The following is a 15,375-nucleotide window of genomic DNA, read 5'->3' on the forward strand; positions in this document are numbered from 1 at the left end:
GCATTGTCAATTGACGAACCCGGAAATAGAGCGGCTGAAGAGTGGGACGCCATGGCGTCTGACGCGCCGCGGGAAGCGGCCGCGCCTGCGTTCCAAGGCGGTCTTGCGCCGTACGCTCAAGACGTGCGCAAGAGCCGGGGGCGCCGGCTTCCCGAAGAACCGAGCGCCACGCGCCGTCCTTACGCGCGCGATCGCGATCGCATCCTCCACTCGACCGCATTTCGCCGCCTGAACCACAAGACGCAGGTATTCATCTATCACGAGGGCGACCACTACCGCTCCCGTCTCACCCATAGCCTCGAAGTCTCGCAGATTGCGCGCAGCATCGCGCGGGCGCTCCGCGTTGACGAGGATCTGACCGAGGCGGTCGCGTTGGCCCATGATCTCGGGCATCCGCCGTTTGGGCACGCGGGCGAACGGGCGCTCGACGCGGCCATCGCCGATGCGGGCGGGTTCGATCACAACGCCCAATCCTTGCGCGTGGTGACGAAGCTCGAACGGATCTATGGCGGCTTCGACGGCCTGAACCTGACATGGGAGACGCTCGAAGGGCTCGTGAAGCACAACGGTCCATTGGGCGGGGAGGGGAAGCCCGTCCCGGAGCCCATCCTGGACTATTGCGCGATGCACGACCTGGAACTCGGCACCTACTCGTCCATAGAGGCGCAGATAGCCGCGCTCGCCGACGACATTGCCTACAACGCCCACGATATCGATGACGGCTACCGGGCGGACTGTTTCACGTTCGCCGAGCTTGCCGGCATCCCCTTGGCGCGGCGCTATCTGGATGCGCTGGACGAGACCTATCCGGGCCTCGACCCGACACGCCGGCTGTACGAATTGAAGAGGCGCCTGATCACCGCAATGGTCGACGACCTGCTCGAGGAGACCCGACGGCGAATTGCCGCGCTGCCCGCGGAGACGGCCGACAGTGTGAGGGGGGCGAAACGCGAGACCGTGGCGTTTTCCGAGGCAATGCGGGCCGAACTCGAACAGCTTCATGCCTTCCTGTTCGATCGCGTCTATCGCCACCCCCGCGTGATGCGGATCATGGGCGCGGCGGAGGACATCGTCGTGGAACTGTTCAACCGTTATACGCACGATCCAGGCGCGTTGCCCCCCGAATGGCGCGACGCGGCCCGCGGGGACGACCCCCGGGCCACGGCCCGTCACGTGGCCGACTTCATTGCCGGGCAAACAGACCGTTACGCCATCGCCGAGCACCGCCGCTTGTTTGACGCGACACCGGATTTGCGATAGTCGCGCGCCCACGCATGATCCGGAAAAGTGGGTGCCGGTTTTCCGATAGGATCATGCGCTAAAGAGTTTTTCCGGAGCATTCATGGACGTATTTTCTGGGTTCCACGGCCACGTTTTGGCGGCCGTTCAGCAGTTGAAACACGACGGCATCGTGCCGAAGGACGCCAATGTTGACGGCATAACCTTGGAGTCTCCCAAGGATTCCAGCCATGGCGACCTTGCGACCAACGCGGCCATGGTGTTGGCCAAGCCCGCGAAGCTTCCGCCGCGCGCGCTGGCCGAACGGATCGTTCCCTTACTGGCCTCCGATCCCTTCATCGAGAAGGTGGAGATCGCGGGACCCGGCTTCATCAATATGACGCTGAAACAGAGCTTCTGGCCGAGCGTGTGCCGCATGGTGCTGGAGCAGGGCGATAGTTTCGGCCGTAGCGCTATCGGCAAGGGCGAGGCGGTCAACGTCGAGTACGTGTCCGCCAATCCGACCGGGCCCATGCATGTGGGCCATTGCCGCGGCGCCGTGTTCGGCGACGCGCTCGCCAATCTTCTGGCCTTTGCCGGCTACGACGTGACACGCGAGTACTACGTCAACGACGCGGGCGCGCAGGTGGACGTGCTCGCGCGTTCCGCCTTCCTGCGCTACCGCGAGGCGCTCGGCGAGGACATCGGCGAAATACCCGAGGGTCTTTACCCCGGCGACTATCTGAAGCCCGTGGGCGAGAAACTTGCGAGCAATCACGGCCGCGACCTGCTCGACATGCCGGAAGCCGAATGGCTCCCGCCTGTGCGGAATCTTGCCCTGACGGCGATGCTTGGCATGATCGAGGACGATCTGGCCCAGCTCGACATCCGTCACGACGTATTCTTCTCCGAGCGCTCGATGACCGACGGCAAGGACGAAGTGGGCGACACCATCGCCGATCTGACGTCGAAGGGGCTTGTCTACGAGGGGCGCTTGCCGCCGCCTAAGGGCAAGGTCGACGAGGATTGGGAAGACCGGATCCAGCTTCTGTTCCGCGCGAGCGAGTTCGGCGACGATCAGGACCGGCCTCTGGTCAAGGCGGATGGGACGTATACCTATTTTGCCGCCGACATCGCCTATCACTACGATAAGTTCAGACGCGGCTTTAGGTCGATGATCGACGTGTGGGGGGCCGATCACAGCGGTCACATCAAGCGCATGCAGTCGGCGCTCAAGGCGCTGACCGACGGCCAGGCCGATCTCGACGTCAAGATTTGCCAGCTCGTGCGGTTGTTTCGGGCCGGCGAGCCTGTGAAGATGTCCAAGCGTGCGGGGACGTTCGTGACATTGCGGGACGTCGTGGACGAAGTCGGCGCCGGCCCGGTTCGGTTCATGATGCTGTACCGGAAAAACGATGCGCCGCTCGATTTCGACTTCGCGAAAGTCACCGAGCAGTCGCGGGATAACCCGGTTTTTTACGTCCAATACGCTCACGCCCGGGCAAGCTCAGTCCAACGCAATGTTACCGAGGCGTTTCCGAACCTTGCGCTGGAGGGAGAACAATTGGCCTTAGCCGACCTCGATCGGTTGACGGATGAAGGCGATCTCGCGCTCATCCGCCGTATCGCCCAGTTCCCGCGGATCGTGGAAGCTGCTGCGGAGGCTCACGAGCCCCATCGGATCGCGTTCTATCTTTACGATCTTGCTGGAGACTTCCATGGTCTCTGGAACAGAGGCAAAGACTTGCCACAATTACGTTTTATTCACCAAACTGACCGAGAGTTAACACGTGCCCGTGTTGCGCTTGTGGTAGCCACACAGCGGGTCTTGGCGTTGGGTTTGGGGATCCTCGGCGTTCACGCTTTGCAAGAATTGCATTAGCGTAGCGCGAGAGCGCGGGGTGGTTCGAGGGAAGTAACCATGTCCACGCAAGATGGTGGGTTTAGCCGCCAATATGGCGGAACTTCCGCATTCGATTCAAACTGGACCGAGGGCGTTAGCGCCCGAGGGCAGAACGCGACAAGCACGCCTGGGGTTCCATCGTGGGGGACAGGCCAGGCAAACACCGGAAAGAGTGAGGTACCTTCTATGGTTCAAGGAGCCGGCCGGCCAGGTCAGCCAAATCCCGGACAGCGGTCCATTTTCGGAAATGGTGGCCCTTCGTTTGCGCAGATGCCGTCCTTCACGCCGGTGACACGCGGTGCACCGCAGCCCGCAGCTCCTGCCCAGCCCGCCGCGCCGCAGCCGGCTCCCGCAGCCTTCAGCCCTCCACCTCAGACGTTTGCCGACCCGGCACAGCGGCAGCCTCGGGCACCGCAGCCCCCCCAGGCCTTTTCGGGTCCTCCCCCGCATCATTCTCAGCCCCATCCGCAGCCTCAAGCCTATTCGGCGCCCACGGCCCCGCAGACCGGCACGCAGAGCAGGGAGCTTCCGGACTTCGGCTCCGTTAATCCGGGCTTCCCGGATTCGATTTTCGGCGACGTCAAACTCGGCGCCGGCGTCGAAGACGCGGACCTGGCGGATGGCGGCTTCCCCGAAGAGGACGCCTCGTTCCCGGACCCGTCCACCGCGGGCCATCACGCTGAACCTACGGGTTACGATGCCGCGCGACATCAATCTGAGGCCTACCAGCCCGAAGCCTATTCACACCAGCATCCCGGCGCCTACGAGCCGCAGCAGCCCGAAGCCTATGCGCAGCCCATGCCGGGTGCTGACGATGCAGCCATGTATGCGCAATACGGACATCAGCAGGATGCCGCCTACGGCCAGGAAGCCGCGTACGGTCAAGAAGCGTCTTACGGCCATGACGCGTCGTACGGCCAAGAAGCGTCGTACGGTCAAGAGACGCCTTACGGCCACGTGCCGCCGGCCGATCCCAGCAGGCAGTTGCAGACGCTCGATCCCAATTACGGGCAGCCGCCCCATATCCCGCTTGGCGATCCGGGCGCCGGTATGCCGGGTGGGCATCAGGACTTTCTCGACGACAGCGGTGACGCGGACTTCATGGACGCCAGCATTGCCGCGGCGGACACGGGCCTCAAATCCAAGATCATGGGCACCCTCAAGGGCCGCAGCACCGTCATGGTCGCCAGCGCGCTCCTGGGCGCTATCGCCCTCGGTGGTGCGCTCGCGTACGCCTACAAGCAGAGCGGCGGTGCCATCGGTAGCGGTGACGCGCCGATCGTGACGGCCGACGCCTCTCCCGTGAAGGCCGCGCCGGACTCCCCGGGCGGCAAAGAGTTTCCGCACAAGAACAAGCTGATTTACGACCGCTTGACGAACGGCGCTAGCCCTGAGTCCGAGCGTCTTGTGCCGCGTCAGGAAGACGTGGCCGTACCGGCGCTGCCGCCGGCAACCGCCACGGCCGGTCTCCCGGATTCGGTCGCCACGGCCGGGCCCGCCGGCGACACGGGCGGCCCGCGTAAGGTTCAGACAATGGTTGTCAATCCGGACGGGTCGGTCGAGGCCCCCGCCGCCACCGCGGCAGCCGATCAGGCTACAGCTCAGGCAAACGCCGCCGCCGCGCAGGCCAACGGCATGATGGCGCAGCCGAACATGATGCCGGTTCCGTCCATCCAGCAGCCGGCAGCCGCGCCGCAGCAGATGGCCGCCGCGGCGCCTACAGCGGCCACGCCGGACGCATCGTCTTCCTATGTGGTTCAGCTCGGCTCCACCAAGAGCCAGACCGATGCCCTGGCGAACTTTGCCGACGCTCAGCAGAAATATCCGAGCCTTCTCGGCAGCTATCAGCCGCTCGTCCGCAAGACCGATCTCGGACCGAAAGGGACGTGGTATCGGCTTCAGGTCGGACCTCTCGCCGACAAGGACGCCGCCTACCGGCTTTGCGGCCAGCTGAAGGCCAAGGGCCATGGCGATTGCCTGGTGATGGCGCAGTAGGACAGCCACAGACTGCTTGACCGTGACGCGTCCTGGGGCTAGCCCCGGAGCATGGCATTCAAGGCTTTCATCTCGGGGTGTGCGACCACGGCCCTGACGACCGCCGAGCGCGATCTTTTCGCAGCGGAGCGCCCCTGCGGTCTCATTCTGTTCAGGCGGAATGTCGAGAACCCTGGCCAGGTCCAGGCGCTTGTCTCCGACTTCAAGCAAGCGGTCGGGACGGAGGACGTCCTCGTTCTTATTGATCAGGAGGGCGGACGCGTCCAGCGGCTGCGCCCACCTTTTTGGCGGGAGATGCCGCCCGCGCAGGTGTTCGGCGATCTCTATGCGAAAGACGAATTTGCGGGGCGACGCGCGGCTTTCGCGGCGGCGCGCTTGATGGCAGCGGAACTCCACGACCTCGGTATCAACGTGGACTGCGCGCCCTGTATCGACGTGCGCCATCCGGGCGCTCACGACATCATTGGTGATAGGGCCTTTTCCACAGATCCCCAGACCGTTGCGGTCTTGGGCCGTGCCGTGATGAACGGCATGCTGGCCGGGGGCGTCTTGCCGGTCATCAAGCATGTGCCGGGCCACGGGCGGGCTTTAGCCGACAGCCATAAGTCGTTGCCCCATATCGATGTTTCGCGCGACGCCCTGGAGGCTGTCGACTTCCTGCCCTTCCGGGAACTGCAGGACGCGCCCTTGGCCATGACGGCCCATGTCCTGTTACCCGCCTATGACGAGCGGAACCCCGCGACGCTGTCTCCGGCTATAATGAAGGAAGTGATTCGCGATCAATTGGGACTGACCGGTTTGATCATGACCGACGACATCTGCATGAAGGCGCTTTCGGGGACACCCGGGGAGTTGACCCATGCAGTCATCGAGGCCGGATGCGACGTGGCGCTCCATTGCAGCGGCAAATTCGACGAGATGGTCGATGTCGCAGGCGCGGCCCCGGAATTGGCCGGAGAGTCGCTCGATCGGTTCGAGAATGCGTTCGCGTGCCTCTACGATCCCGAACCGTTCGATGAAGCCGAGGCGATGGCCCTGGTGAACGAAGCCGCCGCGATACGCGTTGCGGAAGTAGGTGCCGATCCGACGGAGCAGGTATGACCGAAGACGGCGAGACGGATCAGACGGAAGGCCCTGACGGCGGACCCGAAGTGGCGCATGCGGCTGTTGCAGCCGATGCCGCTAGCTGGGAATTCGCCGAGCAGGACACAGACGAGGACGAAAAGCTCCGCGTGGACGTTGAGGGCTTCGAGGGCCCGCTCGACCTTCTTCTGGCCATGGCGCGCACACAGAAAGTGGACCTCGCCAAGATTTCCGTTCTCGATCTTGCCCGGCAATATCTCGAGTTCATTGACGAGGCCAAACGCCTGCGTCTGGAATTGGCCGCGGACTATCTCGTGATGGCCGCGTGGTTGACGTTCTTGAAGTCGAAGCTGCTGCTGCCGCCGGAGCCTTCGAACGAAGACGAACTCTCGGGCGAGGAACTCGCGGCGATGCTCGCCTTCCGGCTGCAGCGTCTCGACGCCATGCGCGATGCGGCCGCGCAGTTGATGACCCGCAAGCGCCTTGGCCGGGACGTGTTTCCGCGCGGGGAGCCGGAGCCCATTCGCGTGACGCGTACCAGCGTGTACGACGCCAACGTCTACGACCTCCTGAAGGCCTACGCGCAGCAGCGCCAGCGAAATGCAGTGCGAACGCTGCACATGGAGAAGCGGACGGTCTGGTCGTTGAAGGAAGCGCGTGACGAACTGGAACGTCTCCTGGGCATGGCCTGCGACTGGGCGCCGCTCGATCAGATTCTGGCGGAGTTCTTGGTCGAGCCCGAAATCAGGCGTACGGCGCTGGCATCCAGTTTCACGGCGACCCTCGAGATGACACGCGAGGGGGCGCTGGAGATCCGCCAGGCGAAGTCGTTTGCGCCGCTTTTGGTGCGCCGGCGAGGCGAAGCAGGTTAGCGGGCGGCGGACAGGCGCCGTTCGATCGAGTTGGTGGAGTCCGATTAGCGAGGGTTAGCGTCGACGGAATTCAAAATCGCGAAGGGGTGCGCTATGTCGAAGCCCAAACTGTCGCCATCGAAGTCCGCTCGGATCAAGCGGGAGGTCTCCCGGAGGATCCCGGCGAAGACTGGGGGGCCGACGCTCGCAGAGGTCCTGAACGGCCTGTCGGATTTCGCGCACACCCTTCGCGAGAGCGAAGCGACGCTCCAGCAATTCGATGAGGTTTTGAAAACGGTGGGCGCAGATCCCACGAATGTGTCGCACTTGGAGGCGAAAAAGACGGTGATAACTAAAGGCGCGGGGGCGCAAATGTCGGCAAAGCAAGCGGAAAGGGTAACTGACGTGACGGCAGAAAGGGATGAGCAGGGCGCGGATGCGCCGATGCTGCCACTGCCGTCCAACGTGATGGCGCTGCCGTCGGCTGACCGGCGGGAGAAGCTGCGCATCATCGAGGCCCTCCTGTTCGCGGCCAAGGAGCCCCTGAAGGAGAAGGAACTGGCTCTCCACTTCGGAGCCGAAGAGGACGTTCAGGCGCTCTTGGAGGAGCTCCAGGGGCTCTATGCCGGGCGCGGCGTCAATCTCGTCCGCGTGGCCGGGAAGTGGGCCTTCCGGACGGCGGACGACCTTTCCTACCTCCTGGAGCGCCAAGCCGTCGCACAGCGGCGTCTGTCGCGCGCGGCGCTGGAGACCTTGGCGATCATTGCCTACCACCAGCCCGTCACCCGGGCCGAGATCGAAGAAATTCGCGGCGTCTCGACGTCGAAGGGGACGCTGGACGTGCTCCTGGAGACCGGGTGGGTCAAGCTCAGAGGCCGCCGCCGGGCGCCGGGCCGGCCCGTGACCTACGGCACCACGGACGACTTCCTGGAGCATTTCGGATTCGAACAGATTCAGGATCTTCCGGGACTGCGGGAACTCAAGGGGGCCGGCCTCCTGGATTCGAACCTGCCGCCGGGCTTCTCGATGCCGAGCCCGGACGATGCCCCCGAACTCCGTGAGGACGAGGACCCGCTCGACGACGAAGAGGGCGAGGAGCCGCTGGGCGCCGACGACGACGACGTTCTCGCAGAGGACGAGCCTGCCGAGACTGAGCAGAGCGACTAGGCGACGCTTGGCCGTGACGCCGCAGCGCTGCATTGAAGCGTTGCGTATCCGGCTTCGGGTCGCGTAGACCATTGCAATGCTCAACGTATTCAAGGCTCGGGCCGGGGGTGGCGCCAACGGCCCGCTCCGGACCGGACGGGGGAAAGCCGCCGTCACCTTCGCGGCTCGTCTCGGCGTCGATCATGTTTCCCGCCGCTACGGCCAGTCCTTCGCGCTCAAGGATGTCACGCTAGAGGTAGAGCCAAGCAAGATTCTCTGCCTGCTCGGGCCCTCGGGCTGCGGTAAGACGACTCTGCTTCGGATCATCGCCGGCGTGGAGGCGCCGACCAGCGGCGTCATTCGGCTAGAAGGCGATGAGGTGGCGGGGCCCGATCGCTTCGTGCCGCCCGAGAAGCGCGGTGTGGGGCTCATGTTTCAGGACTTCGCCCTGTTTCCGCATCTCACGATCCTGGACAACGTCGCCTTCGGCCTGCGCGCGCTGACGAAACAGGAAGCAAGGGCGGAAGCGCACGCGGCGCTAGAGCGCGTCGGTCTCGCCCACTACGAGAACGAGTATCCGCACATCCTGTCTGGCGGTCAGCAGCAACGCGTGGCGCTCGCCCGCGCCATTGCGCCGCGTCCGGGCGTTATCCTCATGGACGAGCCGTTCTCAGGGTTGGACTCGCAACTGCGCGAGAGCATGCGCGAAGAGACCCTGGCGATCATCCGGGAGTCGCGCGCAACCTGTATCGTCGTCACCCATGACGCGGAAGAGGCCATGCGCATGGGCGACGTCATCGCCCTGATGCGCGAGGGCCGTGTCGTGCAGATGGGCCCGCCGCTGGACCTATATCGCACGCCCAAGGACATTTTCGCCGCCCGCACATTCTCCGATCTGAACGAGTTGCCGGCACGCGTGCAAGGCGGACGGGCGGAAACGCCGCTCGGCACTTTCGCGGCGCCGGACTTCGAAGACGGCACGAGCGTGATCGTGTGCGTGCGGCAAGGGGGAATTCGTCTGCTCGAGGCGGGGCAAGGAACGCCAGGGCGCGTACTGGACTCGCGCTTCCTCGGCGATGTGGGGCTGCTCGAGATCGCCGTGGACGGCGTCGCGGCGCCCGTCCTCGTGCGTGTGCGTGAAGCGGACATGCCTGTGCGCGGTACGGAACTCGGTGTCGGTGTCGACGAAAGCGCGGTGCTCATCTTCGCTGGGCAGGACGACTAAGCGCCCAATTTGGGCTCCCGGACCGCTGCTTGCGGTGCGGGGTTCTTTGCTGCCATAGTGCGGCCAAATCGTTGAAACGTATGGCGTGATCTCCGCACCAGGAGACGGCCACGGAGGTCGTTATGGGACCAAGTTGGTGGCAGATTCTGATCGTCCTGCTTCTGTTCGTACTGCTTTTCGGCCGGGGCAAGATCTCCGACCTGATGGGTGACGTTGCGAAGGGCATCAAGAGCTTTAAGTCGGGACTTGCCGACGACGAGAAGGATGCCGAGGACGCCAAGGTCATCCAACACGAGAGCCCGGTGCCGCCGTCGAAGGCGCACAAGACCGAAAAGCAGAAATCGAGCTAGGCGCGGCGCTTTCGCGAGGCCGGACCGGTCCGCGCGCGCCCTCGCGACACGTGCATCAAGCCCATGCTGGACATTGGTTGGTCGGAACTGTTGGTGGTCGCCATCGTGGCGATCGTGGTGGTCGGCCCGAAGGACCTACCCAAGCTCATGCGCACGGTCGGCTTCTATGTCGGCAAGGCGCGGCGCGCGGCTGCTGATTTCCAGCGCCAGTTCAACGAGGCCATTGCAGAGAGCGAAGCGGACGAGGTCCGGAAGAACCTCGAGGCGATCCGCGCCAATATGGGACCGGCGCCGGACCTCAACCAGCCGATCGGCAAGCCGCTGATGAGAGGCCCTTCGGCGCCCGTCGAAACCGATTTCGTGACACCGCCTGAGACGACGGCCAAAGAACCCGCGCTGCCCGAGCCGCCGGCCAAGCAGGCGGCGACGAAGAAAACACCGGCCAAGAAGACTACTGCGAAGAAGACCCCGGCAAAGAAGGCCCCTGCAAAGAAGAAGGCGCCGGCCAAGAAGTCCGGCGCGGCCAAGAAGGCAGCACAGGCCGGCGACAGCGGCGAGCCCAAGCCGTGACCGACGAAAAAGCTGTTACCGATGAAAATGCCGTGAGCGACGAAGAAGACATCAACGACAGCAAGGCGCCGCTCATCGATCATCTGATCGAGCTGAGACGGCGGCTCTTATGGGCGCTCGCCGCGACCTTCGTCGCATTCCTCGTGTGCTTCTGGTTCGCCAAACCCATCTACAATCTGCTGCTGTGGCCGTATCGCTGGGCCGCAGGCGTCGATGCACCCATCGAGCTGATCTACACGGCGCCCCAGGAATTCTTCTTCACCCAGGTCAAGCTCGCCCTGTTCGGCGCCATTTTCATCGCCTTCCCGGTGATTGCCTCACAGCTCTACATGTTCGTGGCGCCGGGCCTCTATCGCAGCGAACGTAAGGCGTTTCTGCCGTTCCTGATCGCGACCCCCATCCTATTCCTGATCGGCGCCGCGCTCGTCTATTTCGTGGCCATGCCGCTCGCCATGACGTTCTTCCTGTCGATGCAGGAGACCGGCGACAGCGGGGTTCAGATCCTGCTGACTGCGAAAGTCAGCGAGTACCTGTCCCTGATCATGATGCTGATTATCGGTTTCGGCATCTGCTTCCAGCTGCCGGTTCTACTCACGCTGCTGGCGCGGGCAGGGCTGGTCGGTTCCGGCACGTTGAAGCACTACCGGCGCCACGCCATTCTCGGCGTGTTTGTCGTGGCCGCGGTGCTGACCCCGCCGGACCCGGTCAGCCAGGTGGCTCTGGCGGTGCCCACGCTGCTTCTCTACGAGATCTCGATCATCGCCGTACGCATGGTGGAGAAGAAGCGGGCGGCGGCTGAGGCGCCATCCACGGCACCGTCGTCTTAGGGCAAGCGCCCTAGCTTGCCCATAAGTCCGGCTGACAAGGCAGGATAGGGGCCTTATACGGGGGCGGAACCCTGTAATGCGCCGATCAGCCGAAAGAGACTTCACCCGTGCTTGACGTCAAATGGATACGCGAGAACCCCGACGCCTTCGTGGCCGGGCTTGAGAAGCGGTATTTCGAGCCCGCGCCGGCCGAGATTTTGAATCAGATTCTGACCCTCGATTCGCAACGCCGCGAAACGATTCAGCAATTGCAGGACCTCCAGGCGCGCCGCAATGCGGTCTCCAAGGACATCGGCAAGGCCAAGAAGGACAAGAACGAGGCCGAAGCCCAGCGCCTGATGGACGAGGTCGCAGGGCTGAAAGAGACGATCCAGAAGGGCGAGGAAGACGAGCGGGCCCAGGATCAGGCCTTGCGCGATCTCTTGGCCGGCATCCCCAACATGCCGGCGGATGATGTGCCCGTGGGCCCCGACGAGGCCGCCAATGTCGAACTGCGCAAAGTCGGCGACGTTCCGAGCTTCGAGTTTGCGCCCAAGCAGCATTTCGAGATTGGCGAGGCGCTCGGCCTCATGGATTTCGAGACGGCGGCCAAGCTGTCCGGTTCCCGCTTCGTGGTGCTGAAGGGGCGGCTGGCCCGGCTCGAACGCGCACTCTCACAATTCATGCTCGACCTGCACACGGATCAGCACGGCTACACGGAAGTGAATCCGCCGCTCTTGGTGCGCGACGACACCATGTTCGGCACGGCCCAATTGCCGAAGTTCGAGGAAGATCAGTTTCCTGCAGGCGACGGGTATTGGCTCATTCCGACCGCCGAAGTGCCGCTGACGAACCTGGCGCGCGAGGACATCGCCGACGAGGCGAGCCTCCCCATGCGTGTCACTGCGGGCACGCCGTGCTTCCGGGCAGAGGCGGGCGCAGCGGGGCGCGATACACGCGGCATGATCCGCCAGCATCAATTCACGAAGGTCGAGCTGGTCTCGGTGACGACGCCCGAACAATCAACTGAAGAGCATGAGCGCATGACCCAATGCGCCGAGACCGTGCTGCAGAAGCTCGGGCTGCCTTATCGCGTGATCGTTCTCTCGACCGGCGACATGGGTTTCTCCGCGCAGAAGACCTACGACATCGAGGTCTGGCTGCCGGGCCAGGACATGTACCGCGAGATCTCGTCCTGCTCGGTCTGCGGCGACTTCCAGGCCCGCCGCATGAATGCGCGGTATCGCCCGAAGGACTCCAAGCAGGCGCGCCTCGTGCATACGTTGAACGGGTCCGGCGTCGCCGTGGGCCGCGCGCTCATCGCCGTGCTGGAGAACTACCAGGAAGCCGACGGCAGCGTCCGCGTGCCGGAGGTCTTGCAGCCTTATATGGGCGGGCTCACCAAGATCGAAGCACCGGCGTGAATCAAGGTCGCAGCAAGGCAGGCAAAGCACCGGAAACGACTCGAAGAATGCGCATCCTGATTACCAATGACGATGGCGTCGAAGCGGCCGGTCTGGACGTGCTGGAGAAGATCGCCACGGACCTCACGGACGATGTCTGGGTGGTTGCGCCGGAGACGGACAATAGCGGTGCTTCCCACTCGCTGACCCTTGCCGAACCTTTACGCATGCGCGAACTCGGCAAGCGCCGCTATGCGGTTAAGGGTACGCCGACCGACTGCGTAATCATGGGCGTGCGTTATCTCCTGAAGGATCAGCCGCCCGATCTCGTGCTGTCCGGCGTCAATCGCGGTCAGAACCTCGCGGATGACGTGAATTATTCCGGGACCGTCGCCGGCGCCATCGAGGGCTCGCTGCTCGGCATCCCGTCCATCGCCATGAGCCAAGCGATCAGCAATTACGATCACGGTGTGCCGCCTTGGGATACGCCCATGGTCCATGGCGCGGGCCTCGTGCGGAAGCTGCTCGACGCAGGCTGGCCGACGGGATCGGTGATCAACGTGAACTTCCCCGATTGCGCGCCGGACAAGGTGAAGGGGGTGGCGGTAACCGTGCAAGGGTTCCGTGACACCGCATTACTCGATATCGACGACCGCATGGATACGCGCGGCAAGGCCTATTACTGGATCGGGATCGCCAAGCGCGGGCCCAACCCGCCGAAGGGCTCGGACCTGTGGGCGGTTCGCTCCAACCTGATTTCCGTCACGCCGCTTTGCCTCGACTTCACCGACCACGGCGCGCTACCGGACTTGGCTTCCGTCTTGGAAGAAAAGGATAAATAGTCCTCATCCAGCCGTGCTAGTGCTTACCCGGAGAGGCAAGAATCGGCCGATACTGACCGTGAGACCCGTCCCGGGAGGAGGTGGACCCTGGATACGGACGCGCAAAACCAGATCGGGCTGATCATGCAGCTCCGGCGGCGCGGCATTCGCGATGCCGACGTCTTGCGCGCCATCGAGCGCATCCCGCGCGAGCTGTTCGTGGACGAGGCTTTCTCCGAGCACGCCTATCAGGACATTGCGCTCCCCATCGAGTGCGGGCAGACGATCTCTCAGCCGTTCGTGGTCGCCTTCATGACCGAAAAGCTGGATCTCAATCCAACCCAAAAGGTGCTGGAGATCGGGACGGGGTCCGGCTACCAGGCGGCGATCCTGTCCCAGCTTTGCCGTCGCGTTTACACTGTCGAGCGCTGGCGCGAATTGCAGAAGGCGGCCGAGGCCCGGCTCGCCGAACTGAAGATCACCAACGTCACCACGATCATCGGCGACGGCTGGCTCGGCTGGCCGCCGCAAGCGCCGTTCGACCGCATCATTGTTACGGCTGCCGCGCTCGATGCGCCCGCTGCGTTGCTCGACCAGCTGAAAGACGGCGGACGGATGATCATTCCGCTGGGAGAAAACCGCGACACGCAGCAGCTCGTGCAGATCGACAAGACGCCCGAGGGCCTCGTCGAGACGCCGCTTTTGCCCGTACGCTTCGTGCCGCTCGTGCATGGACGCGTGAAGCGCGATTAGATCTACGGCGCGAAGCTGCCCTTGGTCGAACTTTCGAGCGTCCGCCGGCGGCTCCTTAAAGCCTTGTTTACTGGCCAGGGGCTTAACTGACCTCATTGAGTATTGCGTGGGGGCCAGCGAAGTATGCGCGTGGCATATAAGCCGGAGTTCGTCCGGGGGATTTCGTGCGCCGTTTTGGTGCTGGGGACAGCGATTGGCGTCGCGGGTTGCAGCGACGACTCTACCCGCTTCAACTATCCCATGCTCGGCATGGGCGATCCCAACACTGTCGATTACTCCACAACGTCATCCATACCGCCGCAGGGTGGCTTCCAGCAGGGCAGCTACAATGCGCCGGCGCCCCAGCGCACGGCCGCCTACACGCCGAGCCAGACCCGCTATTACGGCTCACAGACCTCCGCGCCGGCTCCGAGCGCGTCCTACGCCTCCGGTCCGCGCGTGACCGTGCAGCAGGGCGATACGCTCTCGAGCCTGTCGCAACGCTATGGCGTTTCGATCGGAACGATCCAATCCGCGAACAATCTCGCCGATGCCCGGCTAAGGCCGGGGCAGGTGTTGGTCATGCCCGGCGCGAACATGGCCGGGGCGACGCGCACCGCATCGAGCACGCCAGTGGCTCCGGTTGCGCAACCCGCGCCCGTCGCGCCACCGGCCGCGCCAGTGGATCAAGCCTCGGCTCAAACCTCGAACGGGCCGGCCGTTCCGGCGATGCCGGCCATGCCGGCGACGCGTAAGGTCAGCACGACCACGATTTCGGCACCGGCGGATGGCGCTGCAGCGCAGAGCGCTCCGGCGGCGTCCGGAACAAGCGTGACGAGCAACGGCCAACTTCCGACGCCCGATCCGCTTTCCGGCAACAGCTTCCGCTGGCCGGTCAAGGGACGCATCATTTCCGGCTTCGGCACCAAACCTGACGGCGGACACAACGACGGTGTCGACATCTCGGTACCGCAAGGCACGCCCGTGAAGGCCGCCGAGAACGGCGTCGTGGCCTATTCGGGGAGCGAGCTGAAAGGCTACGGCAACCTCGTCCTGGTGCGCCATGCCAACAACTGGGTTTCGGCCTACGCCAACAACGAGCAGCTCTTGGTGAAGCGCGGCGACAAGGTCTCGCGCGGCCAGGTGATCGCCAAGGCAGGGACCAGCGGTTCCGTCAGCCAGCCGCAGGTTCACTTCGAACTGCGCAAAGGCTCGCGTCCCGTGGACCCGACCCAGTACATGAGCAGCATGGCGGCGCAGGCCGATTAGCGC

General features: G+C 64.2%; 14 protein-coding genes. All 14 read left to right on the top strand.

What is annotated here, in order from left to right:
- The first annotated feature begins 51 nt into the window (after nt 1–51).
- Nucleotides 52–1,260 (top strand): deoxyguanosinetriphosphate triphosphohydrolase, encoded by a 1,209-nt coding sequence (locus GL4_RS08805; RefSeq protein ID WP_045366745.1) that lies wholly within the window; start codon nt 52–54, stop codon nt 1,258–1,260.
- Between the two features lie 82 nt (nt 1,261–1,342).
- Nucleotides 1,343–3,100, top strand: a complete 1,758-nt coding sequence (gene argS / locus GL4_RS08810) for an arginine--tRNA ligase (RefSeq protein WP_045366748.1) — start codon at nt 1,343–1,345, stop codon at nt 3,098–3,100.
- Between the two features lie 291 nt (nt 3,101–3,391).
- Complete coding sequence (locus GL4_RS08815; RefSeq protein WP_045366749.1) at nt 3,392–5,116, top strand: SPOR domain-containing protein; 1,725 nt, start codon at nt 3,392–3,394, stop codon at nt 5,114–5,116.
- A gap of 51 nt (nt 5,117–5,167) precedes the next feature.
- Nucleotides 5,168–6,217, top strand: a complete 1,050-nt coding sequence (gene nagZ, locus GL4_RS08820; RefSeq protein ID WP_045366750.1) for a beta-N-acetylhexosaminidase — start codon at nt 5,168–5,170, stop codon at nt 6,215–6,217.
- A complete protein-coding gene (locus tag GL4_RS08825; protein WP_082025583.1) occupies nt 6,214–7,071 on the top strand; it encodes a segregation and condensation protein A in 858 nt (285 codons plus the stop codon). Before nagZ ends, GL4_RS08825 begins: the two co-directional genes overlap by 4 nt.
- 423 nt (nt 7,072–7,494) lie before the next feature.
- Complete coding sequence (gene scpB / locus GL4_RS08830; RefSeq protein WP_045369835.1) at nt 7,495–8,217, top strand: SMC-Scp complex subunit ScpB; 723 nt, start codon at nt 7,495–7,497, stop codon at nt 8,215–8,217.
- 76 nt (nt 8,218–8,293) lie between these two features.
- Nucleotides 8,294–9,421 (top strand): ABC transporter ATP-binding protein, encoded by a 1,128-nt coding sequence (locus tag GL4_RS08835; protein ID WP_045366751.1) that lies wholly within the window; start codon nt 8,294–8,296, stop codon nt 9,419–9,421.
- Between the two features lie 122 nt (nt 9,422–9,543).
- Entirely contained in the window at nt 9,544–9,771 is a 228-nt protein-coding gene (tatA, locus tag GL4_RS08840) for a twin-arginine translocase TatA/TatE family subunit (RefSeq protein WP_045366752.1), read from the top strand.
- 63 nt (nt 9,772–9,834) lie between these two features.
- Complete coding sequence (gene tatB, locus GL4_RS08845) at nt 9,835–10,341, top strand: Sec-independent protein translocase protein TatB (RefSeq protein WP_052464277.1); 507 nt, start codon at nt 9,835–9,837, stop codon at nt 10,339–10,341.
- A 32-nt stretch (nt 10,342–10,373) separates the two neighbouring features.
- A complete protein-coding gene (tatC, locus tag GL4_RS08850; protein ID WP_045369838.1) occupies nt 10,374–11,168 on the top strand; it encodes a twin-arginine translocase subunit TatC in 795 nt (264 codons plus the stop codon).
- A 107-nt stretch (nt 11,169–11,275) separates the two neighbouring features.
- A complete protein-coding gene (gene serS / locus GL4_RS08855; RefSeq protein ID WP_045366753.1) occupies nt 11,276–12,571 on the top strand; it encodes a serine--tRNA ligase in 1,296 nt (431 codons plus the stop codon).
- Nucleotides 12,572–12,618: 47 nt separating this feature from the next.
- The gene (gene surE / locus GL4_RS08860) at nt 12,619–13,392 is read left to right on the top strand and encodes a 5'/3'-nucleotidase SurE (protein ID WP_045366754.1); all 774 of its coding nucleotides are present in this window, start codon (nt 12,619–12,621) and stop codon (nt 13,390–13,392) included.
- Nucleotides 13,393–13,515: 123 nt separating this feature from the next.
- Nucleotides 13,516–14,124 (top strand): protein-L-isoaspartate(D-aspartate) O-methyltransferase, encoded by a 609-nt coding sequence (locus GL4_RS08865; RefSeq protein WP_045366755.1) that lies wholly within the window; start codon nt 13,516–13,518, stop codon nt 14,122–14,124.
- 129 nt (nt 14,125–14,253) lie between these two features.
- Nucleotides 14,254–15,372 (top strand): M23 family metallopeptidase, encoded by a 1,119-nt coding sequence (locus tag GL4_RS08870; protein ID WP_172653327.1) that lies wholly within the window; start codon nt 14,254–14,256, stop codon nt 15,370–15,372.
- The last annotated feature ends 3 nt before the right edge of the window (nt 15,373–15,375 follow it).

The organism is Methyloceanibacter caenitepidi, assembly GCF_000828475.1.
Taxonomy (GTDB): Bacteria; Pseudomonadota; Alphaproteobacteria; order Rhizobiales; family Methyloligellaceae; genus Methyloceanibacter; species Methyloceanibacter caenitepidi.